General features: G+C 72.2%; 22 protein-coding genes. 11 read left to right on the top strand and 11 right to left on the bottom strand.

Annotated elements, in window-relative coordinates; all coding sequences use genetic code 11:
• Positions 1-134 precede the first annotated feature (134 nt).
• The 9 genes from rpmH to ACIP82_RS17240 all read left to right on the top strand — a co-directional run bounded on the left by rpmH (position 135) and on the right by ACIP82_RS17240 (position 6,940).
• Positions 135-272, top strand: coding sequence for a 50S ribosomal protein L34 (rpmH, locus tag ACIP82_RS17280; protein WP_030392420.1), 138 nt, complete (start codon positions 135-137; stop codon positions 270-272).
• A gap of 18 nt (positions 273-290) precedes the next feature.
• Positions 291-719, top strand: a complete 429-nt coding sequence (gene rnpA, locus ACIP82_RS17275; RefSeq protein ID WP_363613053.1) for a ribonuclease P protein component — start codon at positions 291-293, stop codon at positions 717-719.
• On the top strand, positions 716-1,087 hold the full coding sequence (yidD, locus tag ACIP82_RS17270; protein WP_363613051.1) for a membrane protein insertion efficiency factor YidD: 372 nt from the start codon (positions 716-718) through the stop codon (positions 1,085-1,087). Before rnpA ends, yidD begins: the two co-directional genes overlap by 4 nt.
• Positions 1,084-2,241, top strand: coding sequence for a membrane protein insertase YidC (gene yidC / locus ACIP82_RS17265; protein ID WP_363613049.1), 1,158 nt, complete (start codon positions 1,084-1,086; stop codon positions 2,239-2,241). The genes yidD and yidC overlap by 4 nt, the downstream gene beginning before the upstream one ends.
• 82 nt (positions 2,242-2,323) lie before the next feature.
• Positions 2,324-2,854: a R3H domain-containing nucleic acid-binding protein gene (locus ACIP82_RS17260; RefSeq protein WP_363613047.1), complete on the top strand. Its 531-nt coding sequence runs from the start codon at positions 2,324-2,326 to the stop codon at positions 2,852-2,854.
• A gap of 198 nt (positions 2,855-3,052) precedes the next feature.
• On the top strand, positions 3,053-3,886 hold the full coding sequence (gene rsmG, locus ACIP82_RS17255) for a 16S rRNA (guanine(527)-N(7))-methyltransferase RsmG (protein WP_400654091.1): 834 nt from the start codon (positions 3,053-3,055) through the stop codon (positions 3,884-3,886).
• A 250-nt stretch (positions 3,887-4,136) separates the two neighbouring features.
• Entirely contained in the window at positions 4,137-5,087 is a 951-nt protein-coding gene (locus ACIP82_RS17250) for a ParA family protein (protein ID WP_400654280.1), read from the top strand.
• Positions 5,084-6,199 carry a ParB/RepB/Spo0J family partition protein gene (locus tag ACIP82_RS17245; RefSeq protein ID WP_363613041.1) on the top strand — a complete coding sequence of 372 codons (1,116 nt, stop codon included), beginning with the start codon at positions 5,084-5,086 and terminating at the stop codon, positions 6,197-6,199. Before ACIP82_RS17250 ends, ACIP82_RS17245 begins: the two co-directional genes overlap by 4 nt.
• Positions 6,200-6,322: 123 nt before the next feature.
• Positions 6,323-6,940, top strand: a complete 618-nt coding sequence (locus ACIP82_RS17240) for a GNAT family N-acetyltransferase (RefSeq protein ID WP_400654089.1) — start codon at positions 6,323-6,325, stop codon at positions 6,938-6,940.
• Between the two features lie 114 nt (positions 6,941-7,054).
• Here ACIP82_RS17240 and trxA read toward each other — a convergent pair whose 3' ends face one another.
• The 7 genes from trxA to ACIP82_RS17205 all read right to left on the bottom strand — a co-directional run bounded on the left by trxA (position 7,055) and on the right by ACIP82_RS17205 (position 17,707).
• Complete coding sequence (gene trxA / locus ACIP82_RS17235) at positions 7,055-7,381, bottom strand: thioredoxin (protein WP_363613037.1); 327 nt, start codon at positions 7,379-7,381, stop codon at positions 7,055-7,057.
• Between the two features lie 134 nt (positions 7,382-7,515).
• Entirely contained in the window at positions 7,516-8,481 is a 966-nt protein-coding gene (gene trxB, locus ACIP82_RS17230; protein WP_363613035.1) for a thioredoxin-disulfide reductase, read from the bottom strand.
• Between the two features lie 173 nt (positions 8,482-8,654).
• Positions 8,655-9,644, bottom strand: a complete 990-nt coding sequence (locus ACIP82_RS17225; protein WP_400654086.1) for a hypothetical protein — start codon at positions 9,642-9,644, stop codon at positions 8,655-8,657.
• Positions 9,641-10,387, bottom strand: a complete 747-nt coding sequence (gene sigM, locus ACIP82_RS17220; protein ID WP_400654084.1) for an RNA polymerase sigma factor SigM — start codon at positions 10,385-10,387, stop codon at positions 9,641-9,643. The genes ACIP82_RS17225 and sigM overlap by 4 nt, the downstream gene beginning before the upstream one ends.
• A 63-nt stretch (positions 10,388-10,450) precedes the next feature.
• Positions 10,451-12,397, bottom strand: a complete 1,947-nt coding sequence (locus ACIP82_RS17215; protein WP_400654082.1) for a protein kinase family protein — start codon at positions 12,395-12,397, stop codon at positions 10,451-10,453.
• 309 nt (positions 12,398-12,706) lie between these two features.
• Positions 12,707-15,214, bottom strand: coding sequence for a murein biosynthesis integral membrane protein MurJ (gene murJ, locus ACIP82_RS17210; RefSeq protein ID WP_400654080.1), 2,508 nt, complete (start codon positions 15,212-15,214; stop codon positions 12,707-12,709).
• Between the two features lie 57 nt (positions 15,215-15,271).
• Positions 15,272-17,707, bottom strand: coding sequence for a DUF6049 family protein (locus ACIP82_RS17205; protein WP_363613025.1), 2,436 nt, complete (start codon positions 17,705-17,707; stop codon positions 15,272-15,274).
• A gap of 372 nt (positions 17,708-18,079) precedes the next feature.
• Here ACIP82_RS17205 and ACIP82_RS17200 point away from each other — a divergent pair, with 372 nt between their 5' ends.
• Together ACIP82_RS17200 and ACIP82_RS17195 are read left to right on the top strand one after the other, a co-directional pair.
• On the top strand, positions 18,080-19,504 hold the full coding sequence (locus ACIP82_RS17200; RefSeq protein ID WP_400654278.1) for a CCA tRNA nucleotidyltransferase: 1,425 nt from the start codon (positions 18,080-18,082) through the stop codon (positions 19,502-19,504).
• Positions 19,505-19,657: 153 nt separating this feature from the next.
• Entirely contained in the window at positions 19,658-20,377 is a 720-nt protein-coding gene (locus ACIP82_RS17195) for a restriction endonuclease (protein ID WP_400654077.1), read from the top strand.
• A gap of 99 nt (positions 20,378-20,476) precedes the next feature.
• Here ACIP82_RS17195 and ACIP82_RS17190 read toward each other — a convergent pair whose 3' ends face one another.
• From ACIP82_RS17190 to ACIP82_RS17175, 4 genes are all read right to left on the bottom strand, one after another.
• Positions 20,477-21,112, bottom strand: coding sequence for a hypothetical protein (locus tag ACIP82_RS17190; RefSeq protein WP_400654075.1), 636 nt, complete (start codon positions 21,110-21,112; stop codon positions 20,477-20,479).
• Positions 21,113-21,218: 106 nt separating this feature from the next.
• Positions 21,219-22,556, bottom strand: a complete 1,338-nt coding sequence (locus ACIP82_RS17185; protein WP_363613019.1) for an MFS transporter — start codon at positions 22,554-22,556, stop codon at positions 21,219-21,221.
• Positions 22,557-22,754: 198 nt separating this feature from the next.
• Complete coding sequence (locus ACIP82_RS17180; protein WP_363613801.1) at positions 22,755-23,837, bottom strand: inositol-3-phosphate synthase; 1,083 nt, start codon at positions 23,835-23,837, stop codon at positions 22,755-22,757.
• Between the two features lie 126 nt (positions 23,838-23,963).
• Complete coding sequence (locus tag ACIP82_RS17175; protein ID WP_363613799.1) at positions 23,964-24,665, bottom strand: PadR family transcriptional regulator; 702 nt, start codon at positions 24,663-24,665, stop codon at positions 23,964-23,966.
• Between the last annotated feature and the right edge of the window lie 153 nt (positions 24,666-24,818).

The raw sequence follows: 24,818 nt of genomic DNA, 5'->3' as shown, positions 1-24,818 counted from the left end.
CGCCGTGGATTGCCTCAGACCCCAGCCGAACTGGGGCGATGGGCCGGATTTCCGTATCAGGGGAGATCACGCGGACGCACGGTGACGGCCAAGCGACCCCCCGTCATCCTACGATTCACCTCAGGAGCCCCCGAGTGAGCAAGCGCACCTTCCAGCCGAACAACCGTCGTCGCGCGAAGACCCACGGCTTCCGGCTGCGGATGCGTACCCGCGCCGGCCGCGCCATCCTGGCCGCCCGCCGTGGCAAGGGCCGCACCAGCCTGTCCGCCTGATCCGCGCCAGAGTCTGTTGTGCTGCCCTCCGAGAATCGGCTGCGGCGGCGCCAGGACTTCGCGACCGCGGTGAAACGCGGTCGCCGGGCCGGCCGGCCCCTTCTGGTCGTCCATCTCAGCAGAGACGGTGACCCCAAGGGGCAGGCCGACCGGACCAGCGACTCCCGCCCGCACGTCGCCGAGGGGACTCCTTCGGCGCGTGCGGGTTTCGTCGTGAGCAAGGCCGTCGGTCCGGCGGTCGTCCGTAACCTGGTCAAGCGCCGCCTGCGCCATCTTGTCCGTGATCGCCTGTTCAGGCTGCCCGCCGGTAGCCTGATAGTGGTGCGTGCGCTGCCCCAGGCCGCGTCCGCCTCGTACCAGGATCTCGAACGTGACCTGGACGCGGCGCTCAAGCGGCTGCTGAAGGTGGAGCCCGCCGCCTCGGCGCCGACGGGAGCAGGTCGATGAAGTACCTGCTGATGGGTCTGATCAGGGTCTACCAGTGGACCATCAGCCCACTGCTCGGTCCGGTCTGCCGTTATTACCCCTCCTGCTCGCACTACGGCTACGAGGCCGTGAAGGTGCACGGGGCGGTCAAGGGCGGCGGCCTGACCGTGTGGCGCATCCTGCGCTGCAATCCGTGGACGCCCGGCGGGGTCGATCATGTTCCGCCGCGCAAGCACCCGGTGTGGCACCGCCGGCTGCGCGATCTGCTGAACCGCAGGTCCGCCGCCGACCGGCCGGTGACCGCACCCCCCGCCGGTCCGGACCCCGAGGGCCCGGCGACCATTGGCTCTGTGGGGCCAATCCCAATGTCCAAGGAGCCTGACCGGTGACCTTCTCCTTCCTGAACCCCCTGTACACAGCGGTGTCCTGGATCATCGTCCAGTTCCACTCGCTGTACAGCCACATCTTCGATCCGGACGGTGGCTGGGCCTGGGGTCTGGCCATCGCGTCCATGGTGGTCGTCATCCGGATCTGCCTGATCCCGCTCTTCGTGAAGCAGATCAAGGCGACCCGGGCCATGCAGGCGATCCAGCCGAAGATGAAGGCCATCCAGGAGCGCTACAAGAACGACAAGCAGCGCCAGTCCGAAGAGATGATGAAGCTGTACAAGGAGGCGGGTACCAACCCGTTCTCCAGCTGCCTTCCCATCATCGTGCAGGCGCCGTTCTTCACCGCGCTCTACGGCGTGCTCGCCAAGGTCGCCAAGAGCGAGCCGATCGGGGTCATCGACGGCACCCTGCTGACCAGCGCGGGCAAGGCGCACATCTTCGGTGCCCCGCTCTCCGCGACCTTCGTGAGCAGCCCCGAGACCAGCGTCAAGATCGTCGTCGCGGTCATGATCATCCTGATGTCGCTGTCGCAGTTCATCACGCAGCGCCAGCTGATGACCAAGAACATGGACCTCACGGTCAAGACGCCGTTCATGCAGCAGCAGAAGATGCTGATGTACGTCTTCCCGATCATGTTCGCCGTGATGGGCATCAACTTCCCGGTCGGTGTCCTGGTCTACTGGCTGACCACCAACGTCTGGTCGATGGGCCAGCAGCTGGTCGTCATCCGCAACAACCCGACGCCGGGCAGCAAGGCGTGGGACGAGCGCCAGGTGCGGCTGAAGAAGGCGGGCCGGCTGAACCCGGACGGCTCGGTGATCAAGGGCGGTATGTGGGGCCTGCTTCCCCCGAAGAAGACGGCCACGACCGCCGAGGCCGTCGTCGAGGACGCGGTGCAGGTGCGACGCCAGCAGCCGCGCAAGCAGACCAAGGCACAGCGCCAGCACGGCGGTCAGACGACCAGCCTGACCAAGGACGCCCCGGCCCCGGCCGAGGAGACCGTCGAGTCCGGTGCCGACCAGCCGGCCGCGGCCAAGCAGGGCGCGGCCAAGCCCGCCGGAGCCAAGCCGGGCACCGTCCGGCAGCAGGGCGCCCGGCAGCAGCCGAAGCGCGGTGGCGGACAGGGCGGCCAGCGCCCGAAGAAGAAGTCCTGACCCGCCCCCGGACTGTCAAGGCAGCGCACAGAGCTTCGTTCCCGGCCCACCACCTGGGCCCCATCTCCGAAGGAGTCCATCAGTGACGGAAGGCACCACCTCCGCCATCGAGGCCGAGGCCGTCGCCAGCGCCGACGAGAGCCTCATCACCCGCCTGGAGCAGGAGGGCGACATCGCGGCGGACTACCTGGAGGGTCTGCTCGACATCGCCGACCTCGACGGTGACATCGACATGGACGTGGAGGGCGACCGTGCCCTGGTGTCCATCGTCAGTGATGGCAACGACCGTGCGCTCCAGCGCCTGGTCGGCCAGGACGGCGAGGTGCTGGAGGCGCTGCAGGAGCTGACCCGGTTGGCTGTCCACCGGGAGACCGGCGAGCGCAGCCGCCTCATGCTGGACATTGCCGGCTTCCGGGCCCGCAAGCGGTCGGAGCTGGCCGCGCTCGGCGCCGAGGCGGCGGAGCAGGTGAAGAGCACGGGGGAGCAGGTCAAGCTGCGGCCGATGACGCCGTTCGAGCGCAAGGTCGTCCATGACGCGGTGGCCGCGGCCGGTCTGCGCAGCGAGTCGGAGGGCGAAGAGCCCCAGCGGTGTGTGGTCGTGCTGCCGGCCTGAGACCGGCAGAGCGGTGCCCGGCCGAGACGGCCGGTGCGCCGGGACTGTCCGGATGGCGACTGACAGACCCCGTCCGCCTTGTGCGGGCGGGGTCGTTGTCCCTCTGCGGGGCCGCCGGGCCGAGAGCCCGGCGAGAGATGTTTCACGTGAAACGGTGCGATGCGCGGGTCGGTGGATCCGGGGAGCGGAGAGGTCGAGATGGACACGGAGAACGCGGCTGCCGGTGAGCCGGCGGCGGGTGCCGGCAATTCGGCCGCTGAGGGTCCGGCGGTCGAGGGGCCGGCCGCCGAGGGGCTGACCGAGGCGCCGGCCGTGGCCCGGGAGGTCTTCGGCGACCGCTTCGACGCCGCCGTCCGGTACACCGAGCTGCTGGCCACGGCGGGTGTCCAGCGCGGGCTGATCGGCCCCCGCGAGGTGCCCCGGCTCTGGGACCGCCATGTGCTGAACTGCGCGGTGCTCGCCGAGCTGCTGCCGCCCGGATCGACCCTGTGCGACGTCGGCTCCGGAGCCGGCCTGCCCGGCATCCCGGTGGCCCTGGCCCGCCCGGACGTCTCGGTGACGCTGCTGGAGCCGCTGCTGCGCCGGACCACCTTCCTGGAGGAGGTGGTCCGCGAGCTGAACCTGGAGAACGTCACCGTCCTGCGCGGGCGGGCCGAGGAGATGGTCGGCAAGCTCGCGGTGGACGTGGTCACCGCCCGGGCGGTGGCACCGCTGGACCGGCTGGCCGGCTGGGGCCTGCCGCTGCTCCGCCCGCACGGGCAGATGCTGGCGCTCAAGGGCGACAGCGCGGAGCAGGAGCTGGCGGACTCGCGGGCCGGGCTGACCAAGCTGGGCGCCGTGGAGTGGTCGGTGATCTCGGTGGGCGAGGGCACCCTGGAGACCTCCACCCGGGTGATCCAGGTGAAGGCGGGGGAGAGCCCCGGCGGGGTGAAGGCGGCGACCCGGCGGGCCAAGGCGGCCCGGGCCGGGCGGAACGCGAACGCCTCGCGGGTCGGCGAGCGGGGCCGCGGCGGACGGCGCCGCGGCCGCTGAGCGGACGCGTGGGAACGGGCGGGCGGCCTCTTCGGGCCGCCCGCCCGTTCTGCTTCGCGACGGAGTGTCGCACCGTCAGAATTCCGACATAGCGGGCATGGTGTTTCACGTGAAACGTCGCTCCCTGCTCTCCGACGGTCTTGACCTCCGGCTCCGCCGCGGGCTCGGCCTTATCCGGGCGGCAACTGTTGCCGCTCCGGTTTCACGTGAAACACTGACCCCCATGCAGGACTCGGAGACCATCGACCAGATCGATGACACGCCCATCGCGCGTGCTGCCCAGGCTGCGGTCCGAGCGATCGGACGAGCGGGCGAGGGCCTTCCCCGGCCCGCCGCCACCCGGGTGATCGTGGTGGCCAACCAGAAGGGCGGGGTGGGCAAGACCACCACCACCGTCAACATGGCCGCCTCGCTCGCCATGCACGGACTGCGCGTCCTCGTGGTCGACCTCGACCCGCAGGGAAACGCCTCCACCGCACTCGGCATCGACCACCACGCGGAGGTCCCGTCGATCTACGACGTCCTGGTGGAGGGCAAGCCGCTGGCCGATGTGGTGCAGCCGGTGGTGGACGTCGAGGGGCTGTTCTGCGTCCCGGCCACCATCGACCTGGCCGGCGCGGAGATCGAGCTGGTCTCGCTGGTCGCCCGGGAGAGCCGGCTCCAGCGCGCCATCACCGCGTACGAGCAGCCGCTGGACTACATCCTGATCGACTGTCCGCCCTCGCTCGGGCTGCTGACGGTCAACGCCCTGGTCGCCGGTCAGGAGGTGCTGATCCCGATCCAGTGCGAGTACTACGCGCTGGAGGGTCTCGGCCAGCTGCTGCGCAACGTCGAGCTGGTCCGGGCGCACCTGAACCCCACGCTGCACGTCTCCACCATTCTGCTCACCATGTACGACGCCCGGACCAGGCTGGCCGCCCAGGTGGCCGAGGAGGTCCGGACGCACTTCCACGAGGAGGTGCTGCACACCGCGATCCCCCGTTCGGTCCGGATCTCGGAGGCACCCAGCTACGGCCAGACGGTGCTCACCTACGACCCGGGCTCGACGGGTGCGCTCTCCTACCTGGAGGCGGCCAGGGAGCTGGCGCTGCGCGCGGTGGGCATCGGGGTCGGTGGCTCGACGGTGGGCCAGCAGCGCGACGGCGGTACGGGGCAAGGCGCCCCAACGGCACAGCACGGTACGACGGAGGACAATCGGTGAGTGGTCGCAGGGGTCTGGGACGAGGGCTCGGGGCGTTGATCCCGGCCGCCACGCCGGGGGCCGGCGGGGCGGCGGCAGAGCCCGCGGTGGTCCCGTCCGCCCCGGCCTCGGTGGTGGCCGCGGGGACGGTGTCGCCGACGGCGGTGCCGGTGCTGCCGACCGGCCGCGGCACGGTGGCGGCGAAGGCCGCCGCGGAGAGCCTGCGGGAGCAGGCGGTCCGGGAGCGCGAGGCGGCGGCTGAGCTCGTCGGGGCGGACCTCGCCCAGGTGACCGGTGCGCGGTTCGCCGAGCTGCCGCTGGATGCGATCACGCCCAACCCGCGCCAGCCGCGCGAGGTCTTCGACGAGAAGAAGCTGGACGAGCTGGTCGCCTCCATCAAGGAGGTGGGCCTGCTGCAGCCGGTGGTGGTGCGCCAGGTCGGTCCGGAGCGCTTCGAGCTCATCATGGGCGAGCGGCGTTGGCGGGCCTCCCGGGAGGCCGGGCTGGAGCAGATCCCGGCGATCATCCGGGCCACCGAGGACGACAAGCTGCTGCTGGACGCCCTGCTGGAGAACCTGCACCGGGCGGAGCTGAACCCGCTGGAGGAGGCCGCCGCCTACGATCAGCTGCTGCGGGACTTCTCCTGCACCCATGACGAGCTGGCGGACCGGATCGGCCGCTCGCGTCCGCATGTCTCCAACACCCTGCGGCTGCTGAGGCTGTCGCCGCCGGTCCAGCGGCGGGTCGCCGCCGGGGTGCTGACCGCCGGGCACGCCCGGGCCCTGGTCGGCGTGCCGGACAGCAAGCGGCAGGAGCGGCTGGCCAGGCGGATCGTCGAGGAGGGCCTCTCGGTGCGGACCACCGAGGAGATCGTCACGGTGATGAACCACGAGGAGAAGCCGCAGCGCCAGTCCGGGCCGAAGGCGGGCAAGCTGATCTCCCCGGCCGTCAACGATCTGGCGAGCCGGCTGTCGGACCGCTTCGACACCCGGGTCAAGGTCGAGGTCTCGCAGCGCGGCGGCAAGCTGGGCAAGGGCAAGGTGGTGCTGGAGTTCGGCTCGGTCGAGGACCTGAACCGGATCCTGGACAGCCTGGCCCCGGGCGAGGACGGGCTACGGCTGTCGCAGGGCTGAGCCGGGCCGAAGGCGAATCCCGATGGGTGCATGTTCCACGTGAGCGGTGTTTCACGTGAAACATGCACCCATCGGCGTTCGGGGGGAATGCTCGACTGTGGAGTGGACGAGGAGGTGCGGGGTATGGGACGCCGGATCGTTCCGCTGACGCTGGACAACCTCGGAGATCTGCCGACGACCTGCCGGTCCTGTGTGTTCTGGGAGCTGGACCCGGTCAGCGGGCGGGCGGCGGTCGAGTCCGGCAAGCCCGAGCAGGAGAAGGAGGCGTGGATCTCCGCGGTGCTGCTGGAGTGGGGGTTCTGCGGCCGGATCGTCTATGTGGACGACCAGCCCGCCGGGTTCGTGCTCTACGCCCCGCCCGCCTATGTGCCCCGCTCGCAGTCGTTCCCGACCAGTCCGGTCTCTCCGGACGCCGTCCAGCTGATGATCAGCCGGGTACTGCCGGGCTATCAACGGCAGGGGATCGGTCGGGTGCTGGTGCAGACGGTGGCCAAGGATCTGCTGGGCCGCGGGGTCCGGGCGGTCGAGGCCTTCGGCGCGGTCGGACGGCAGCCGCCGAGCTGTGTGCTGCCGGTCGACCATCTGCTCGCGGTCGGCTTCAAGACCGTTCGTCCGCACCCCCGCTACCCGAGGCTGCGGCTGGAGGCGCGGACCACGCTGTCCTGGCGGGGCGATGTGGAGGGGGCTCTGGAGCGGCTCCTGGGCGGGGCGCGCAAGGAGCCGGCGCTGCGGCCGTTCTGAGCCGGCCGACCGTTCCCGGCCGCTTGCCCGGAGCCGGGCCGAGGGGGAGGAACACGACGAGGGCGGGGCTCCCGATGGGGGAGCCCCGCCCTCGTCGTGCCGGTCGGGCCGGACCTAGATGAACTCGGCCAGCTCGCGCAGCAGCGCGGCCTTCGGACGGGCGCCGGTGATCGACTTCACCGGCTCGCCGCCCTTGTAGACGATCAGCGTCGGGATGGAGATCACGTTGTACTGAGCCGCGGTCTGCTGGTTGTTGTCGACGTCGAGCTTGGCGATGGTCAGCTTGTCGCCGTGTTCGGCCGCGATCTCCTCCAGGATCGGGGCGACCTGGCGGCACGGGCCGCACCAGGTGGCCCAGAAGTCGACCAGAACGGGCTTGTCGCTGTCCAGGACGTCGGCCTTGAACGTCGCGTCGGTGACGGTGGTGGTGGCGCCGGCCACGGGAACTCCTCGGGATCGAACGGAGAGGGCTGCTGCCAGAAGAACAACGGGCGGGCCCGTTCTGTTTCTGCCTGGCCGGGGCGGGGGTGTTTCACGTGGAACACCCCCGCCGGGGGCGGTCGGTGGTGCGGAGGTCAGACCGCGACGGTGGCGGCCTGGGCCTCGAGGTCGGCCAGCGCGGCCAGGTAGCGCTCGGCGTCCAGCGCGGCGGAGCAGCCGGTGCCGGCGGCGGTGATGGCCTGGCGGTAGGTGTGGTCGACCACGTCGCCCGCGCCGAAGACGCCGGGGATGCTGGTCCGGGTCGAGGGGGCCTCGACCTTGAGGTAGCCCTCGGCGTCGAGGTCCAGCTGGCCCGTGAAGAGGTCGGTCCGCGGGTCGTGGCCGATGGCGATGAACAGGCCGGTGACGGCCAGCTCGCGGGTCTCGCCGGTGGTGGTGTCGCGCAGGGTGACGCCGGTCAGCTTCGGGTCCCCGTGGATGGCCTCGACCGCGCTGTCCCACTCGAAGCGGATCTTCTCGTCGGCGAAGGCGCGCTCCTGCATCGCCTTGGAGGCGCGCAGGGTGTCACGGCGGTGGATGATCGTGACGCTGCGGGCGAAGCGGGAGAGGAAGGTCGCCTCCTCCAGCGCGGTGTCACCGCCGCCGACCACCGCGATGTCCTGGTCGCGGAAGAAGAAGCCGTCGCAGGTGGCGCACCAGGAGACGCCGCGACCGGAGAGCTTGTCCTCGTTCGGCAGGCCCAGCTTGCGGTGCTGGGAGCCGGTGGTGACGATCACCGCGCGGGCCTTGTGGACGTTGCCCTCGGAGTCGGTGACGGTCTTGATGTCGCCGGTGAGGTCCACCGCGACGATGTCGTCCGGGATCAGCTCGGCGCCGAACCGCTCGGCCTGCGCCCGCATGTTGTCCATCAGCTCGGGACCCATGATGCCGTCCCGGAAACCGGGGAAGTTCTCCACCTCGGTGGTGTTCATCAGCGCGCCACCGGCGGTGACGGCCCCCTCGAAGACCAGAGGCTTGAGGGAGGCACGGGCGGTGTAGAGCGCGGCCGTGTAGCCGGCCGGGCCGGAACCGATGATGATCACGTTACGGACGTCGCTCACTGCATCTCCTGGTTCGCATCGCGACCCGCGTTAGGTGCGGGGAGGGCGGTCCTGCTCCGCCGCCCGGGACAACGACTGACCAGTGTCTCGCATTCCCAGGCGGATCAGTACCAGGTGCCCGCAGTCCGGGAGCGCCGGGCCGTGCTGGGCGTGGATCGCTCGGGAACGGCCGGTCAGCGGGCCGGGACCGTGCGGTGCAGCAGGACCGGCCCGCAGCCGGGGGAGCGCAGATAGACGTCGAGCAGCCCGGACCGGTCCGGCACCGGGTACACCAGGACCTCGACCGGGGCGCCGGCGTAGCTGCCGCGGTCGGTGGCCAGCGGCGGTCCGTCGGCGGGCGCCGGGCAGGCCGGGGCGGAGCGGCCGCCACCGCCGAGCCCCTGCGTTCCGTCGGCGGGCGGCCCGTCGGCGGGCGTTCCGTCGGCGGGCCCGGAGGGGACGGAGGGCTTGGCCGCCGGGGGAGCGGGGGTGGCGGCGGTCCGGGCGAGCAACTGCTGGATCTGGGCCGTGAGCCGGTCGTCCCGGTAGACGGTGCCGCCGGCGGCGTGCTCCGCCCTGCCGTCGGTGGTGGCAGCGGCGGCGGCCGGGGCGTCGGCCTTCGCCATGGTGCCGTCGACGGACTGCCGGTCCGCGGGGCGCAGCAGCAGGACGCCGCCGAGGCCGATCGCGAGCAGGGCGGCGGCCGAGCCGAGCAGCAGGCCGGCCCGTCGTCGGCGGGGGCGGGAGCGGCCCGCTCCGGTGGCGCCGGGACCGGCGGGCGCCGTGGCCGCGGACGGACGGCCGGGCGGCGGTGCGAGTGGGGGTGCGGGCGCCGTGGACGGCGCCGTGGCAGGGCGGGACGGTCGGGCCGGGGGCCCGGCCCCGTCGTCGGCCGCAGCGGCCTCCTGGGGGCCCTCCACGGCCTCGGCGGCCGCGGCGGCCAGGGCGGAGTCGAGCCGCCCCGCGAGGTCGGCGGGCATCGGCGGCGGTTCGACGGCGCCCAGCAGTGCCTGGACCTCGGCGAGCGCGTCGGCCGTCTCGCGGCACTCGGCGCAGCCGTCCAGGTGCCGTCGCAGGGCCCCGGCGGTGGCGGCGGACTCGACCAGCCCCTCGGCGAGGTCGGCGAGCTCGTCCGGGTCGGGGTGCGGTCCGGTGGGGTCGGGGGAGGAGAGGGGGGCCGTCATCGCGCGCTCGCGTCTCCTTCCAGGATCGGTCGGCCGGTGTCCAGGCCTGTCCCTGGGACGGTACGGGGCCCCGAGGGGTTCCCCGGCGGGGCGGCGGCGCCCCGTTCCGCCGGTGCCGTCGTCCCGGGAGCGGGCGCTGTTTCACGTGAAACGGCGGGTGCGCCGCCGTCGCCGCGCAGATGGCGGACCAGCGGGAGCAGCCGGGCCCGGCCCCGGGCGCAGCGGCTCTTCACCGTCCCGACCGGCACGCCCAGCAGTTCGGCCGCCTCGGCGACCGGATAGCCCTGCATGTCGACCAGGACCAGGGCGGCCCGCTGCTCGACCGGCAGCTCGGCCAGCGCGGCGGTGAGTTCCCGGTGCACCTCGGCGCGGACCACCGGGCTGTCGGCCGGTTCGGCGGAGCCGACCAGGGCGTCCAGCCGCCGGGGGTCGTCGTCGAGCGGTCCGGTGCGGCGGGTGGCGGTGCGGCGGGCCCGGTCCAGGCAGGCGTTGACCACGATCCGGTGCAGCCAGGTGGTGACGGCCGAGCGGCCCTGGAACGTGTGGGCGGAGCGGAGCGCGGAGACCAGCGCGTCCTGGAGGGCGTCGGCGGCCTCCTCACGGTCGCCGAGGGTGCGCACCGCGACCGCCCAGAGCCGGTCGCGGTGGCGGCTGACCAGCAGGCCGAAGGCGTCCCGGTCGCCGGCGACGTGCCGGGCGAGCAGCGCCGCGTCGTCGTCGGTCCGGTCCGCGCCGTCCGCCACCGCCACCCCTCCCGTGTCCTGCGCTCCGGTGTGCCAGGCCCTGTCCCCGCCGTGCCGGTCCGGTCAGCCGGAGACCTTGACCTCGGCGATCCCGCCGCGGTACCTGCCGTCCGATGGATCCTTCGGCAGGCTGGTGATCCAGATCAGGAGGTAGCGCGTGGTGACCGGGCTCTCCAGGGTGTAGTCGGCCGTGGGGCCGCTGTGCTTGCCGAGCACCGTGTAGTCCCCCGGCTGTGCCTTCAGCGGGGCGGCGGCGGCCTGGGCGTTCGGCACCCGCAGCTCCGCCGTGGTGGAGCCGAGGAACTGGACGTTCACCGAGCTGACCGCCTGCGGCGTGCCGAGGTCGATCAGCAGACCGGTGCCCTCCTTGAGGAGGGGCTTGGGACCGAACGGGTCGTTGTACCACTGCGGGACCCAGGCGGTGTTCGGGTCCCCGTCGAAGGCCTTGGCGGTCGAGTAGGCGCCTTCCGGGCCATCGCCCTGCGGGTTGTACGACTGCGCGTCCTTGACCGGGATCGGCACCGGTGTGTGGGTGGTGGCGTGTGTCGTCGGTGAGGTGACGGTCGCGGACGGGGAGGTCGCCACGGCGGGCTGGTTGTTGCGCAGGCTGTCGACCAGCTGCCAGGAGGCGACGCCGATCGCGCCGAGGGCGACCGTCCAGGCCGTCACCTTGAGCACCCGGCGCAGCCGCCGCCGGGTGCGCCGGGCGGGGACCGGGCGGGGACCGGCCGGCGGCTGGGCGATGCCGGGGGCGGCGACCACCCGGGTCGGGTTGGGCGCGGTGGGCAGCGCGTGCGTGTTGTGCCGGGGCGGGGCGGTGAAGGCCGGCAGCTCCGGCTCGGGCTGGCGGATGCGGGGCATCAGCGCGATGGCCCTGGCCAGCTGCTCGGGGGTGGTGATCGGCTCGGCGTGGTGCGGCGGGTGGTCGAAGAAGGCGCGGGCGGCCAGCTCGGACAGACCCTTGTGGACCCCGGCCCTGACCTGGTCCGGCGGCACCTCGCGGAGGTTCTTCGGCAGCCCCTGGAGGTCGTAGCGGTCCTCGGGGAACGGCCAGCGGTGGGTGAGCGCGGCGTACAGCAGGGCGCCGATGGCCCGGGTGTCGGTGCGCTCGGTGTCCTCGGCGGTGTCCTCGGCGGGCAGGCCGCGCAGGGCGGCGTCCACCGCGATGCCGTTGATCCGGTACTGGCCGCTGTCGGTGCGCAGCACACAGCGCGGGGTGAGCCGCAGATGGGCCTGGCCGCGCTGGTGGGCGGCGGCCACGGCATCGGTGACCTGGCGGACCATCTGGTAGGCCTCGTGCGGCTCCATCGGGCCGTCGGCGAGCAGCTTGGCGAGGTCGGAGGCGTGCGGCAGCCACTCCCGCACGACGTAGACCAGCTCGCCCTCCTGGACGGCGTCCAGGACCTGGACGAAGCGCGGGTCGCCGAGCAGCGCGGCGGACTTGGCGGCGGCCAGGACGGCGCGGGCCCGCTGGTGCCCGGAGGCCATCAGATGGACGCCGACGGCCCGGCGCAGCTTCTCGTCGACCGCCCGCCAGCTGCTGAAGGTCTCGGTCTGGGAGATGCACTCCTCCAGCCGGTACCGGTTGCCGATCTTGTCGCCGCTGTGCCGCAGGGGGGCCGGCAGGGTACGCGGGAGGGTGCCGGTGGCGCGGGGGTCGACGGTGGGCTGCGGGTCCTGCGGAGGGCGGCCGGCGGGGTGTCCCGAGGGCGCACCCGCGGACGGCTTCGCCGCCCCCTGGCCCGTTCGGCGCCGGTCCGCGGCGGCGGCGCGCGCGGCGCCCGCGGCCAGCTCGGCGGCGATCTCGTCGGCCGACAGCGGTGCGGTGATCTCCGAGGTCTCCTCGCCGCTGGAGGCGGTTTCGGGGGAGCGGTCGGCGGTGTCGTCGGCGTCGTCCGTCCCGGCGGCCGTGTCGACCGCGAGCTCGTCGATCGCGGCGGCCAGCGCGGCCTCGTCCGTCGTCCCGTCAGCCGCTGACGTGTCGACGACCGCCTTGGTGCCATCAGCCACCGTGGTCCTGCCTCCCCTTGTGTCGCCCCGGCCTGAGAGAGTCGCTGGAGCACGCGGGCGGGCAGGCCCAGCGCTCCAGGACAATTGTGCCCACTCTTCTCCACCGGGTACGACCGCTGAAAGGTCCGGGCGGTTGCGCGGTGGTGGAGAGATGTGGTGCGGATCCGGCACTGGGCCGCCATCGCGGAGCCCGGGACGACCCGGGAGCCGATGGCGGCCCAGTGCCCGCCCCGGTGGGGCGGAGAACCCCGTCCGTCCGGTTGACGCCCGGTCAGGGCGGCGGCCGGTGCGGCCGGTTGGTACGTGTGGTCAGCGGCCCAGTCGGCCGCGGACCATCCCCAGCATGGCGTTCAGTTCCTCGATCCGCAGCCGCTTCGCGATCAGCACGAAGACGGCCAGCTGGAGCCCGCCGGCCAGGACGACCGAGAGCACGCTGCCCGGCCAGCCGCCGAGAACGCGCTGGACCGCCAGGCTGACGGCCAGGCCGACCACGGCGGCGGGCACACAGGCGGCCGCCAGCCGGCTGTAGGTCCTGCCGATCCGCTTGGTGTCCAGGCCGCCGATCTTCCGCTTCAGCTTCGGTACGGCCACCATCACTCCGATGGCGTACGCCAGACCGTACCCGAACGCCATGCCCGTCACCGTCCACTCGGGCGGCAGCACGAACCAGCAGAGCACCGAGAAGACGGCCTGGCAGGCCGCCACCCAGACGGTGTTGGAGAACGGCGTGCGGGTGTCCTCGTAGGCGTAGAAGCCGCGCAGCATCACGTACTGCGCCGAGTAAGGGATCAGGCCCAGTGCGAAGGCGGAGAGCATCAGACCGACGTTGGTGGCGCTGAGCAGGACGGTCCGGTCGCCGCCCACCGCGTAGATCGCGCGGCCGATCGCCGGGCCGAGGGCCAGGAACAGGAACGCGGCCGGGACGACCGCCACCGCGGTGGTGCGCAGACCGTGCGAGAGGTCGTCGCGGACCGCGCCGGCGTCCTCGTCGGCGGCGGCCCGGGAGAGCCGGGGAAGTACCGCGCTCATGATCGAGACGGTGATCACGGCCTGCGGCAGCTGCCAGATCAGCAGCGCGTTGGAGAACGCGGCGAGGCCCACACCGCGGTGGCCGGTCTTCTCGGCGGCGCTGCCGGCGGCGGTGGCCAGCTGGGTGATGACCAGGAAGCCGGCCTGGTTGGCGAGCACGAAGAAGAAGGTCCACTTGGCCAGCCGGCCGGCCTTGCCCAGACCGTGGCCACGCCAGTCGAAGCGCGGCCGGAAGCGGAAACCGGCCGCCCGCAGGTACGGGATCATCGCCAGCGCCTGGACCACCAGGCCGACCATGGTGCCGATGCCGAGCAGCCGGACGCCCTCGGGCGAGACGGTCTCCGGGGTGACCTCGGTGCTGCCGAAGCTGCCGTAGACCCAGATGTACGCGGAGAAGGTGAAGATCACCACGATGTTGTTGAGGACCGGGGTCCACATCATCGCGCCGAAGCGGCCGCGGGCGTTGAGGATCTGCCCCATCACCACATGGATGCCCATGAAGAAGATGGTCGGCAGGCAGTACCGGGCCAGCGCCACGGTGGTCGCGGCCCGGGTCGGGTTCTCCATCATCGGGTGCGAGATCAGCTGGACCAGCAGGGGAGCCCCGACCACGGCCAGCAGCACCACGGCGCCGAGCCCGACCATCACCAGGGTGAGCAGCCGGCTGGCGTAGGCGGTTCCGCCGTCCTCGTCGTTCTTCATGCTGCGCACCAGCTGCGGCACGAAGACCGCGTTCAGCGCGCCGCCGCCGATCAGGATGTAGAGCAGGGTCGGCAGGGTGTAGGCCGCGTTGTAGGAGTCACCCATCACGGCGATGCCGATCGCGCTGGTGATCACCATGGTGCGCAGGAAGCCGGTGCCCCGGGAGACCAGGGTGCCGGCCGCCATGATCGCGCTGGAGTTGAGCAGGCTCGTGACCTTGCCGCCGCCACCGGCCGCGGGCGCCGGGGCGGTGCGTTCCTCGGCGGCGAGCTCCTCCAGGGGCTCCACCGCGGGCGGCAGCTGCACCGCCGCCACCTGCCTGGTGGCCTCCTCCTCGGAGAGCGGCGGGTCGAACTCGATCGGCGGGACGAACGGGCGCTGCCCGTCCGGGTCGTGCGGGTGTCCGTGCTGTCCCGGGTACCCGCCGCCCGGGGGGAACGGCGCGGGTGCGACGGGCGGCGGGCCCAGCGGGGGCTGTCCCATGAACGGCTGGACCATCGGCGGCTGGGGCATCGGCGGCTGGGCCGCGTAGGCCTGGGGCCCGGGGGGCTGGACCAGCGGCGGCTGGGGCTGGGCCGCCGCGGCATGGCCGCCGCCGAACAGCGCGTCCACCCCGACGTACTCGGTGGTCTCGGAGTCCCACGCCGAGTGCGCCGGGCCGGGCTGCCACTGCGGCTGGCCGCCCCACTGGCCGCCCCACTGGGCGCCGGACTGGCTGTCGGCCTGGTTGTTGGCCTGGTTGTCGGCCTGGGCCGGCTGCTCCCAGCCGGGCCGGTTCTCCTGCCAGCCCGCCTGGGCCGGGGCGTCCCAGCCGGGCTGCACCGGCGGAACCGGCGTCGGGTAGCCGCCCCCCTGCGGCGGCAGCTGCGGCGGCACGTCGTAGGCGGCGGCCTGCTGCTGCGGCGCGGCGGGCCGGGCGGCCCCCAGACCGTACGGGTCCTGACCGTCCTGGTGACCCTGGTACGCGTTGGCCGCGTACGGGTCCTGGGCGTAGGTGTCGGCCACGTACCAGTCGCCGGACGGCGACTCCGCGGCCGGCCGGCCCTCACCGCGGCCCGGCGGCCGCTCCTCGCTGCGCCCGGTCATGTCACCTCTTCGCTGTCGTGGGGGAGGCCGCCCCGGAATCGGGGGGTGTCGGCGGTATCAAGGACCAACCTTCTCATCACTGGTGGCCTGATCCCGGCCATCTGCGGCGCTGCCGCGCGGTGTCTGCGCGGCTCCTCCACGTTCGGGCCCCTCCCCGTCGCCCGCGTCCCCGGCCGGGGCGGGCTCTTCGGAGAGCGGTGCGTCGGGGTCCTCGGTGTCGGTCCCCCGCCGCTTGCGCTGGCGGAAGAAGCGCAGCGCCGCCAGCAGCAGCAGCACCAGGCCGCCGCCGAAGACGTACAGCACGCCGTTGGTCACCGAGGTGACCTCCACGGTGAACCGCTGTTCGTCGCCGTACGGCCGGGAGTCCGGGCCGGTGGTCCAGAGCTGGGCGGTCATCTGGACGGGCCCGTTGTTCTGCGCCTCGGCCTGGAACCGCAGCGTGACGCTCTGCGAGGCGGGCAGGACCAGCTCCTCCGGATCGCTGACCCGGAGCCGGTTGGGCTGGGTCGGGCGCAGCACCAGCTTGAGATTGGTGACCGGCTGGGTGAGGTCGTTGCGGACGCTGACCTGCAGGACCCCGGTGTCCCCGGCGAGGGTGATGACGTTCTTCTGCGGCACCTTCACCGCTTTGGTCAGATCGCCGAGGTAGGTCGACACCCCGTCGCGGTAGGTGCTGCCGGCCGGCGCCTGGGTCCGCCACTCCGTCGACATCGAGCGGACCATGGCCGCGCTGAACGGACCGCGCACCCGCTGCGGCAGGGTCAGGACGCGCATCAGCAGGTCCAGATCGCTCTGGATCTTGATGGTGCCGGTCAGGTCCGAGGACGGCAGTTCCGAGGAGCGTGCGTGGGCCGGGTAGTCGGCGGCGGCCGGGACGGAGCCGTTCGCCTTCGGGTCGGGGGCGCTCTGGGCCACCACGTCCAGCTTGACCTGCTCCACCCACTTGCCGGTCTGCGCCGTCTGCAGGGCCGTGGCCAGCACCTTGGCGGTGTCGGCGGTCAGCTCGCGCGGCGGCATCACCAGCAGGCCACGGGGGTTCTGCGGCTCCTGGCGGCTGATCACGAAGGTCTCGGCCAGGAAGCGCTGCACCGCCAGGGTCTGGGCCTGCGGGGTGTTCAGGTCCGACTGGAACAGACCGGCGATCGTCTCGTCGGCCACCACCCCGGTCTGCCCGTTGCCGATCGGGCGTACCGCGGTCGGCGTGTACTTCAGCGCGTCCGACTCCGGCAGGCTCGCCCCGTTCACCAGCACCAGGCCGGCGCCCGCACGCTGGGCCACGCCCGCGATCTGCTGGTCCAGATACCCCTGGTACGGCCAGGCCACATCGGAGCGGGTGTCCACCGCCAGCCGGCCCTCGACGGTCAGCCGGCCCGCCGTGGCCGCCTTGCCCAGCGCGGCGTCCATGCCCTGCAGGTCGGCGCCGTTGTGCGCGATGGAGGCGAGGTCCGGGTCGGCGTACGGCAGCGACACCACCTGGCTGGTCGGCTTGGCGACGGCCGTGCGCAGCTTCTCCAGCCAGGCCGTCGCGGCGGCCTGGCCGGTGCCCTGGACGGTGTTGTCCTCCTTCGCCGCCTGATGCTCGGTGCCCGGCTTCTGCACCCGGTACGGCCTGGTCATCGCGAACGCGGTGTCCAGCAGGTCCGGGTCGACCACCCAGGTCAGCCCCGGCAGCTTGGATCCGGTGTCCACCAGCTCGTACAGCCGACCGCCGGGGGAGAAGTCGGCGGCCAGGCTGTCGTCGCGCAGCACCGAGACGGTCTGCTCGTTCTCGGAGATGGTCTGCGCGGCCAGCACCGGCGCGTGCACCAGCGGCCACAGGATGGCGACCTTGGACGGCTGCGCGTCGGCCGGCGTCGGGCTGTACGGCAGGAACGTCCGGGCGATGCCGAGCGGCCGGTCGCGCTGGTTGTCCGCGGTCGAACCCCAGACGTCCACCGCCAGCTCGTACACGCCCTCTCCGGAGAGCTGGAGGTCGTTCACCGCGACCCCCAGGGTGTACTGCTGGGTCTGGCCCGGTCCCAGCTCGTTGAGCGCGTACTGCGGGCTGTCCAGCTCGACGCCGTCCGAGCCGGTCGGGCTGGTCCGGCCGGCCACGTTCAAGAGCTCGCTGCGGGCCGTCAGCGGCTTGCCCGACCAGGGCTTGCGCACCGCGGCGTGCGCGGACTTGAGCACCGACTTGCCACCGTTGGTGACCTGGCCGGTGATCGTCACGGTGCCGTTCTGCGCGGTGACCATGGGGGTCATCGTCTCGATGGTCATCACCACCGGGTACTCCGCGGAGACGGTGGAGTCGGCGGCCGGGAGGTTGCCGCCGTTCGGCAGCGCGCCGGCCGGCGCGGCCGACAGCAGCGCCAGCGCCGCGCCGACGGCGGCCGCGAACCGCCGGGCCGTGCGCGCCGCGCGGCGCCCTGGCTCCCCCCGGTCGGCGGCATGCCCGGTCCGTCCAGGCTGTCCGTACGCCTCCAGGCCCGAGTGCCGTGCCGGCTCGCCCACGCGCTTCGCCCTCGCCGTTCTCGATCGCTCGCTGCTTGATGCTGTCGCTGCTTGGTGCTGCGGATGCTCCGCCGGCCGATACGCGCGGCCGTGAGGAGTAGCCGTGAGGAACGCGGCCGTCCGCCGTCCGGTCGGCCGTGACGGCACGCGGCACGGCAACCGCTTCCCGGTGCCCGCGACCCGCTCCACCGGCATGGTAACGATGCTGCCAGGGGTGCGGTGTTGCGGCCCTTGAGCTGAGACGCCGAAAACGCGCGGGCGGTTGAGCTGCCCGGGCACGTACCCTTGTGAGCCGTGTCCACTGTCAATGAGCCCACTGCCCACGAGTCCGGCGCCCATCATTCCAGCACCGCCACCCAGGTCGTCCCAGGCCTGAGCGAGGCGCAGACCCTCGGGCTGCAAGAACTGCTGCGGGTCTCTCCGGTCGCCGACGAGATCGCCCGCCGTTTCGAGGCGGCCGGTCACCGGCTGGCGCTGGTCGGCGGCTCCGTCCGGGACGCCCTGCTGGGCCGGCTCGGCAACGACCTGGACTTCACCACCGACGCCCGTCCGCACCAGGTGCTCAAGCTGGTCAAGGGCTGGGCGGACGCCGTCTGGGACGTCGGCATCGCCTTCGGCACCGTGGGCGCACGCAAGGACACCCCGCAGGGCTCCTTCCTGATCGAGATCACCACCTACCGCTCCGAGGCGTACGACCGGACCTCGCGCAAGCCCGAGGTCAGCTACGGCGACACCATCGAGCAGGACCTGGTCCGCCGCGACTTCACGGTCAACGCGATGGCCGTCGACCTGCCCGGCCGCGGCTTCGTCGACCCGCACCACGGACTGGAGGACCTGGAGGCGCGGGTACTGCGCACCCCGGCCACCCCGGAGGAGTCCTTCTCCGACGACCCGCTGCGGATGATGCGCGCCGCCCGCTTCGCCGCCCAGCTCGACTTCGAGCCCGCCCCCGAGGTCGTCGCCGCGATGACCGCGATGGCCGACCGGATCTCGATCGTCTCCGCCGAGCGGGTCCAGGCCGAGCTCAACAAGGTGCTGCTCGCCGACCATCCGGTGAAGGGCCTGCGGCTGCTCGTCGACACCGGGCTCGCCGACCACGTGCTGCCCGAGCTGCCGGCGCTGCGGCTGGAGCGTGACGAGCACCACCGGCACAAGGACGTCTACGAGCACTCGCTGACCGTCCTGGAGCAGGCCATCGACCTGGAGCAGGGCGGCCCGGACCTCACCCTGCGGCTGGCGGCGGTGCTGCACGACATCGGCAAGCCGCGCACCCGCCGGTTCGAGTCGGACGGCCGGGTCTCCTTCCACCACCACGAGGTGGTAGGCGCCAAGATGACCCGCAAGCGGATGCGCGAGCTGAAGTACTCCAAGGAGCTCACCGAGGACGTCTCCCGCCTGGTCGAGCTGCACCTGCGCTTCCACGGTTACGGCGGCGGCGAGTGGACCGACTCCGCGGTGCGCCGCTACGTCACCGACGCCGGGCCGCTGCTGGAGCGCCTGCACAAGCTCACCCGCTCCGACTGCACCACCCGCAACCGCAAGAAGGCCACCGCGCTCTCCCGCACCTACGACGGGCTGGAGACGCGGATCGACGAGCTGAGGGCCCGGGAGGAGCTGGACGCCGTCCGCCCCGCCCTGGACGGCAACCAGATCATGGAACTGCTCGGGCTGAAGCCGGGCCCCCAGGTCGGCAAGGCCTACAAGCACATGCTGGAGCTCCGCCTCGAACACGGCCCGATGGAGCACGACGAGGCCGTCGCCGCGCTCCGTGCCTGGTGGGACGTCCAGCAGGGCTGAGGTCGGGTTCGGCCGGGCCTCGAACCGTCAGGCATCCGTTAGCACATTCACTCGAAGATGTGGTTCGGCCTGGGTGGCCGTGGCATTCGGGTGAGGGCCTCGTTGCTCCGTCCGAGGGAGGGGACGTACCCCTCCGGAAGGAGCGACGAGGCCATGGCCATCGAAGCGGTGCTGTTGGAGTCCCCCACGATGCGCGCGAGCGTGGCGGACCGGGTGGAGACGCTGGACCGGGTGCGGGCACTGAGCCTGCTGCCGGACGGCGTGCACGTGACGACGGAGGGCGTCGCGCGGTACTTCGGGGTGGGTGAGAAGGCGGTGTACTCGCTCGTCATCGATCACCGCGCCGAGCTGGTGATGAACGGGTACTCGGTGGCGACCGGGGCCCGACTGGCCTCCTTGAAGGAGGTCTGTGGAATCAAGACCCGGGCCAAGTCCCTCGCGCTGTTCACCCGGCGCACCGTGCTGAACGTCGCGATGCTCCTGCGGGACAGCGAAACCGCACGTCAGGTGCGGTCCTACCTGCTGGACGCCGAGCGGGTCGCCCGGCCGGGGCCGGTGGAGAACCCGGTCGACCGGCCTGTGGACAACGGGCCTCTGCCGCCGGAGGGGAGCATCGACGCGGCGGTGGTGCGGATCGCCGAGTCGGTCGTCCGCCAGGTCGTCGCCACCTCCGTCACCCCGCTGCTGAACACCCTGGTGGCCGAGGTCGGCCGCAACAGCCACAAGCTCGACGCCCTGGGCGACCGGGTCGACCGGCTGGAGCGGATCGTGCTGGACGACGACGAGAAGGCGGCGGCCCGGCGGCGGCTGCGCCTGCTGCGGGCGCTGGACGAGGGAGCCGAGCCGGAGGAGCTTGACGAGCTGCTGCGATGAGGACGGGCAGGCGAAAGGGGGTGGCTCCGGAGGGATTCCGGGGCCACTCCCCTGCGATCGCCGCAGCGCGTCGGGTCGGCTGTGGGCGGCCTGAGAAGGTCAGGACTTCTTGACGGGCGGGACGCCGGTGCCGGTGGTCAGCGGGCCGAGGCAGAGGACGTACCGCTTCTTGTTCCAGCGCCGGCCGCTCTTGCCCGAGACCGCGCTGGTGGACCCCGTCGTCTGTCGGCAGCGGGCGGTGTCGGTGGTGTCGTTGTACTTCGCCACGACCTTGTAATTCGCTTGGGAATCAGTGCACTTGACGATTTCGACGTCGCGCGTACCGGTCGCCTTCACACAGTCGCCGACCTTGGCGCTGCTGCCGCTCGGCCCGCTGACGAAGTAGCCGACGATCAGAGCGAGGCCGCCCAGCACGGCACCGACGATCTTCAGCTTGGCCTTCCGGCCGGTCCCCGGCGCCAGCTCGGCGGGCACCGGGTCGGGCGGCGGGCCGTACGTCGGAGAGCCGTACTGGGGCGGTGGGCCGTACGTCGGCGGCTGCTGTCCGTACGGCTGCTGACCGTACGGGGGCGCGGGCTGGGCGGGCTGGGGCGCGCCGGGATAGCCGTACGCCGGTGGCGGGCCGAACTGCGGAGCCGGAGCACCGTGCTGCGGAGGCACCGGCTGCGCCCCTGGCGGCCCCTGCGGCGGGCCGAACTGCGGCGGCTGCCCAGGGTGCTGGGGTGGAGTGCTCATCAGGTTGTCCCTCGAGACCGGGTGCTGTCGCTCCGACAGTTCTGACGTACCTTAGCGACCCTTGGCGCCTCGCCCGGACGCGACCGGTTCTGAGGGGCACGGGGTCTCAGGAGGACCGGTCACCGGGGAGCGGGCCGGTCCGCCGGGCCGCCCGGAGGTAGAAGACGGCGGTGAGCGCGTACACCAGGGCGACACCCGAGACCACCGCGGCCGACCGGCCGGAGAGCGGCAGCACCAGCGCCGTCACCAGCGCGGCGGCGACGAAGGCGACGTTGAACAGCACGTCGTAGATGGCGAAGACCCGGCCTCGGTACTCGTCCTCGACCGATTCCTGGACCATGGTGTCCGCGCAGATCTTGGTGCCCTGGGTGACCACCCCGAGCAGCAGCGCGGCGATCAGGCAGGGCACCAGTGAGAAGCCCAGGCCGAGCGCGGGCACGAAGACCACCGGCGCCGCCAGACAGGCCGTCATCCATCCGGCCAGCCCGACCCGGCGGGTGCACCAGGGGCTGATCACCGCCGCGATGAAGAACCCGGCGGCGGAGAGGCCGACCGCCTGCCCCAGGGTGACCAGCCCGGCCGCGCTGTCGGCCGGATCGTTGAAGGTGTAGCGGGCGAGCATCACCAGCACGACGATCAGCACGCCGTAGCAGAACCGGGCCGCGGTGACGGCGGTCAGCGCGTGCACCGCGGGCCGGCAGTCCCGGACCAGGTGCCGGAGGGCCGAGTTCAGCCCGCGGGCGGCCCGGACCAGGGCCTGGCCGAGCGGCGGGTGGCCGGCGTGCTGCTCGGGGCCGAGCAGGTCGGGGTCCATCCGGCGGGCGGCCAGCGCCGCCGAGAGGTAGAGCAGCGCGGCGACGGTCACCAGGGCCGCGTCGGCCGTCGGCCCGGGGGACATCACCTGGTGCAGCAGGAAGCCCATGCCGCCGCCGGAGGCCGCCGCGACCGTACCGAGGGTGGGGGAGAGCGCGTTGGCGGTGACCAGCTGGTCCTGCCGCACCACCCGGGGCAGCGCGGCCGAGAGACCGGCCAGGATGAACCGGTTGAGTGCGGTGACCAGCAGCGCGGAGGCGAAGAACAGCCAACTCGGGGCCTCGGCCAGGAGGAGGGCGCCGGTGAGCAGGCCGAGCCCGAACCGGGCGAGGTTGCCGTAGTACAGCACCTGGCGGCGGCGCCAGCGGTCCAGCAGCACACCGGCGAACGGGCCGATCACCGAGAACGGCAGCAGCATCACCGCCAGCACCGAGGCGATGTCGGCGGGAGAGGACTGCTTCTCCGGGGAGAACACCACATAGGCGGCGAGCGAGACCTGGAAGACGCCGTCGGAGAGCTGGGAGAGCACCCGGGCGGTCAGCAGCCGGCGGAAGTCGCGGCCGCGCAGCAGATCGAGAAGTGTGGCGCGTTGCGCGGACTGGTGGGTGCTGCTGTTCTCCGTGATCGCCACCCGCCCAGACTGCCATGGAACCGGCCGGTGTTTCACGTGAAACATTCGCCGGAAACGCCGGAGGGCCCGCGATCGTCCGATCGCGGGCCCTCCACGGAGGTGGTGCACCGCCGTCGCCTGGTGCCGGGGCCCCGGGCCCCGGCACCAGGCGGGCGTGAAGTGCTCAGCGGGCGTGAACCCCGCGGCGCCGGAGGCCGGTCAGCGCTCGACCTCGCCGCGGATGAACTTCTCGACGTTCTCGCGGGCCTCGTCGTCGAAGTACTGGACCGGCGGGGACTTCATGAAGTACGAGGACGCCGACAGGATCGGGCCGCCGATGCCGCGGTCCTTGGCGATCTTCGCGGCGCGCACGGCGTCGATGATGACGCCGGCGGAGTTCGGGGAGTCCCAGACCTCGAGCTTGTACTCCAGGTTCAGCGGGACGTCGCCGAACGCGCGGCCCTCGAGGCGGACGTAGGCCCACTTGCGGTCGTCCAGCCAGGCCACGTAGTCCGACGGGCCGATGTGGACGTTCTTGGCGCCCATCTCGCGGTCGCGGATCTGCGAGGTGACGGCCTGGGTCTTGGAGATCTTCTTGGACTCCAGGCGCTCACGCTCGAGCATGTTCTTGAAGTCCATGTTGCCGCCGACGTTCAGCTGCATGGTGCGCTCGAGGATCACACCGCGGTCCTCGAACAGCTTGGCCATCACGCGGTGCGTGATGGTGGCGCCGACCTGGGACTTGATGTCGTCACCGACGATCGGCACGCCGGCCTCGGTGAACTTGTCCGCCCACTCCTTGGTGCCCGCGATGAACACCGGCAGGGCGTTCACGAAGGCGACCTTGGCGTCGATGGCGCACTGGGCGTAGAACTTGGCCGCGTCCTCGGAGCCGACTGGCAGGTAGCAGACCAGGACGTCGACCTGCTGCTCCTTGAGCACCTGGACGACGTCGACCGGGGTCTCGTCGGACTCCTCGATGGTCTCCAGGTAGTACTTGCCCAGGCCGTCGAGGGTGTGACCACGCTGGACGGTGACGCCGGTGGGCGGCACGTCGCAGATCTTGATGGTGTTGTTCTCGCTGTTGCCGATGGCGTCGGCCAGGTCGAAGCCGACCTTCTTGGCATCGACGTCGAAGGCGGCGACGAACTCCACGTCACGGACGTGGTAGTCACCGAACTGGACGTGCATCAGCCCGGGGACCCTGCCGGCCGGGTCGGCGTCCTTGTAGTACTCGACACCCTGCACCAGCGACGCGGCGCAGTTGCCCACGCCCACGATGGCTACGCGAACCGAACCCATTCCGGTTGCTCCCTGTGATCTCATGAGAGCCGCCGGGGCTCGGCGGCACTCGTCCTGCTTCTTCGATGACTGCTTGACGGGCGCGAGGCGCCCACTCCTGCCGCGTGGCACAGGGCTGACGCGGTGTCAGCGCTCCTGGGCGGAGCGCCCCGGGCGGTCGTACGGTGGCCCGGGCGGGTCCGAGGACCCGTCCTCCTGGCCACGGCCGTCCGAAGTCTGTTCGGATACTGCGGTGTTCGGCCCGCCGGTGGACGGCCCGGTCCGGCCGGTGCGGTTGGCCCGCTCGGTCTCGATGAGCTCGTTGAGCCACCGGACCTCGCGCTCCACCGATTCCAGTCCGTGCCGCTGCAGCTCGACGGTGTAGTCGTCGAACCGCTCCCGGGCCCGGGCGAGCGAGTTGCGCATGCGCTCCAGGCGCTCCTCCAGCCGGCTGCGGCGTCCCTCCAGGACGCGCATCCGTACCGCGCGGTCGGTCTGGCCGAAGAACGCGAAGTGGACGCCGAAGTGCTCGTCCTCCCAGGCGTCGGGGCCGGAGTCGGCGAGCAGTTCCTCGAACCGCTGCTTGCCCTCGGGGGAGAGCCGGTAGACGATCTTGGACCGCTTGCCGTTGAGCGCGGTGGCCGGGACGTACTCGACGTCCGGGTTGTCCTCGACCAGGAAGCCCTGGGCCACCAGGCTCTTCAGACAGGGGTAGAGCGTTCCGTAGGAGAACGCGCGCAACGTTCCGAGGAGGACGTTGAGCCGCTTGCGCAGCTCGTACCCGTGCATCGGGGCGTCATGGAGCAGACCGAGAACGGCGAACTCCAGCACTCCTGAGCGCCTGCCCATTGCTGTCGTCCTCCTTCCCTCCGGCCGTTTTCCGGCCGCCGTGTCCGGCGGTATGTCGCTCCGATGTATCGGCTCGATATATCGAGAACAGTAAACCGGGGTCTCCGAAGGGGCAAGGGGGGCGCGCGTGAATGTGATCACAAGGCGACGCGC

It is taken from the genome of Kitasatospora sp. NPDC088548, from assembly GCF_044753005.1.
Taxonomy (GTDB): Bacteria; Actinomycetota; Actinomycetes; order Streptomycetales; family Streptomycetaceae; genus Kitasatospora.
Note: the sequence above shows the minus strand (reverse complement) of the source record. Positions and strands in the feature narration are given on the sequence as shown.

Coding starts and splice junctions, on each gene's coding strand:
- yidD (WP_363613051.1), top strand. CDS start 716: ATGAAGTACCTGCTGATGGGTCTGATCAGGGTCTACCAGTGGACCATC.
- rsmG (WP_400654091.1), top strand. CDS start 3,053: ATGGACACGGAGAACGCGGCTGCCGGTGAGCCGGCGGCGGGTGCCGGC.
- ACIP82_RS17240 (WP_400654089.1), top strand. CDS start 6,323: ATGGGACGCCGGATCGTTCCGCTGACGCTGGACAACCTCGGAGATCTG.
- ACIP82_RS17225 (WP_400654086.1), bottom strand. CDS start 9,644: ATGACGGCCCCCCTCTCCTCCCCCGACCCCACCGGACCGCACCCCGAC.
- murJ (WP_400654080.1), bottom strand. CDS start 15,214: ATGACCGGGCGCAGCGAGGAGCGGCCGCCGGGCCGCGGTGAGGGCCGG.
- ACIP82_RS17195 (WP_400654077.1), top strand. CDS start 19,658: ATGGCCATCGAAGCGGTGCTGTTGGAGTCCCCCACGATGCGCGCGAGC.
- ACIP82_RS17190 (WP_400654075.1), bottom strand. CDS start 21,112: ATGAGCACTCCACCCCAGCACCCTGGGCAGCCGCCGCAGTTCGGCCCG.
- ACIP82_RS17180 (WP_363613801.1), bottom strand. CDS start 23,837: ATGGGTTCGGTTCGCGTAGCCATCGTGGGCGTGGGCAACTGCGCCGCG.
- ACIP82_RS17175 (WP_363613799.1), bottom strand. CDS start 24,665: ATGGGCAGGCGCTCAGGAGTGCTGGAGTTCGCCGTTCTCGGTCTGCTC.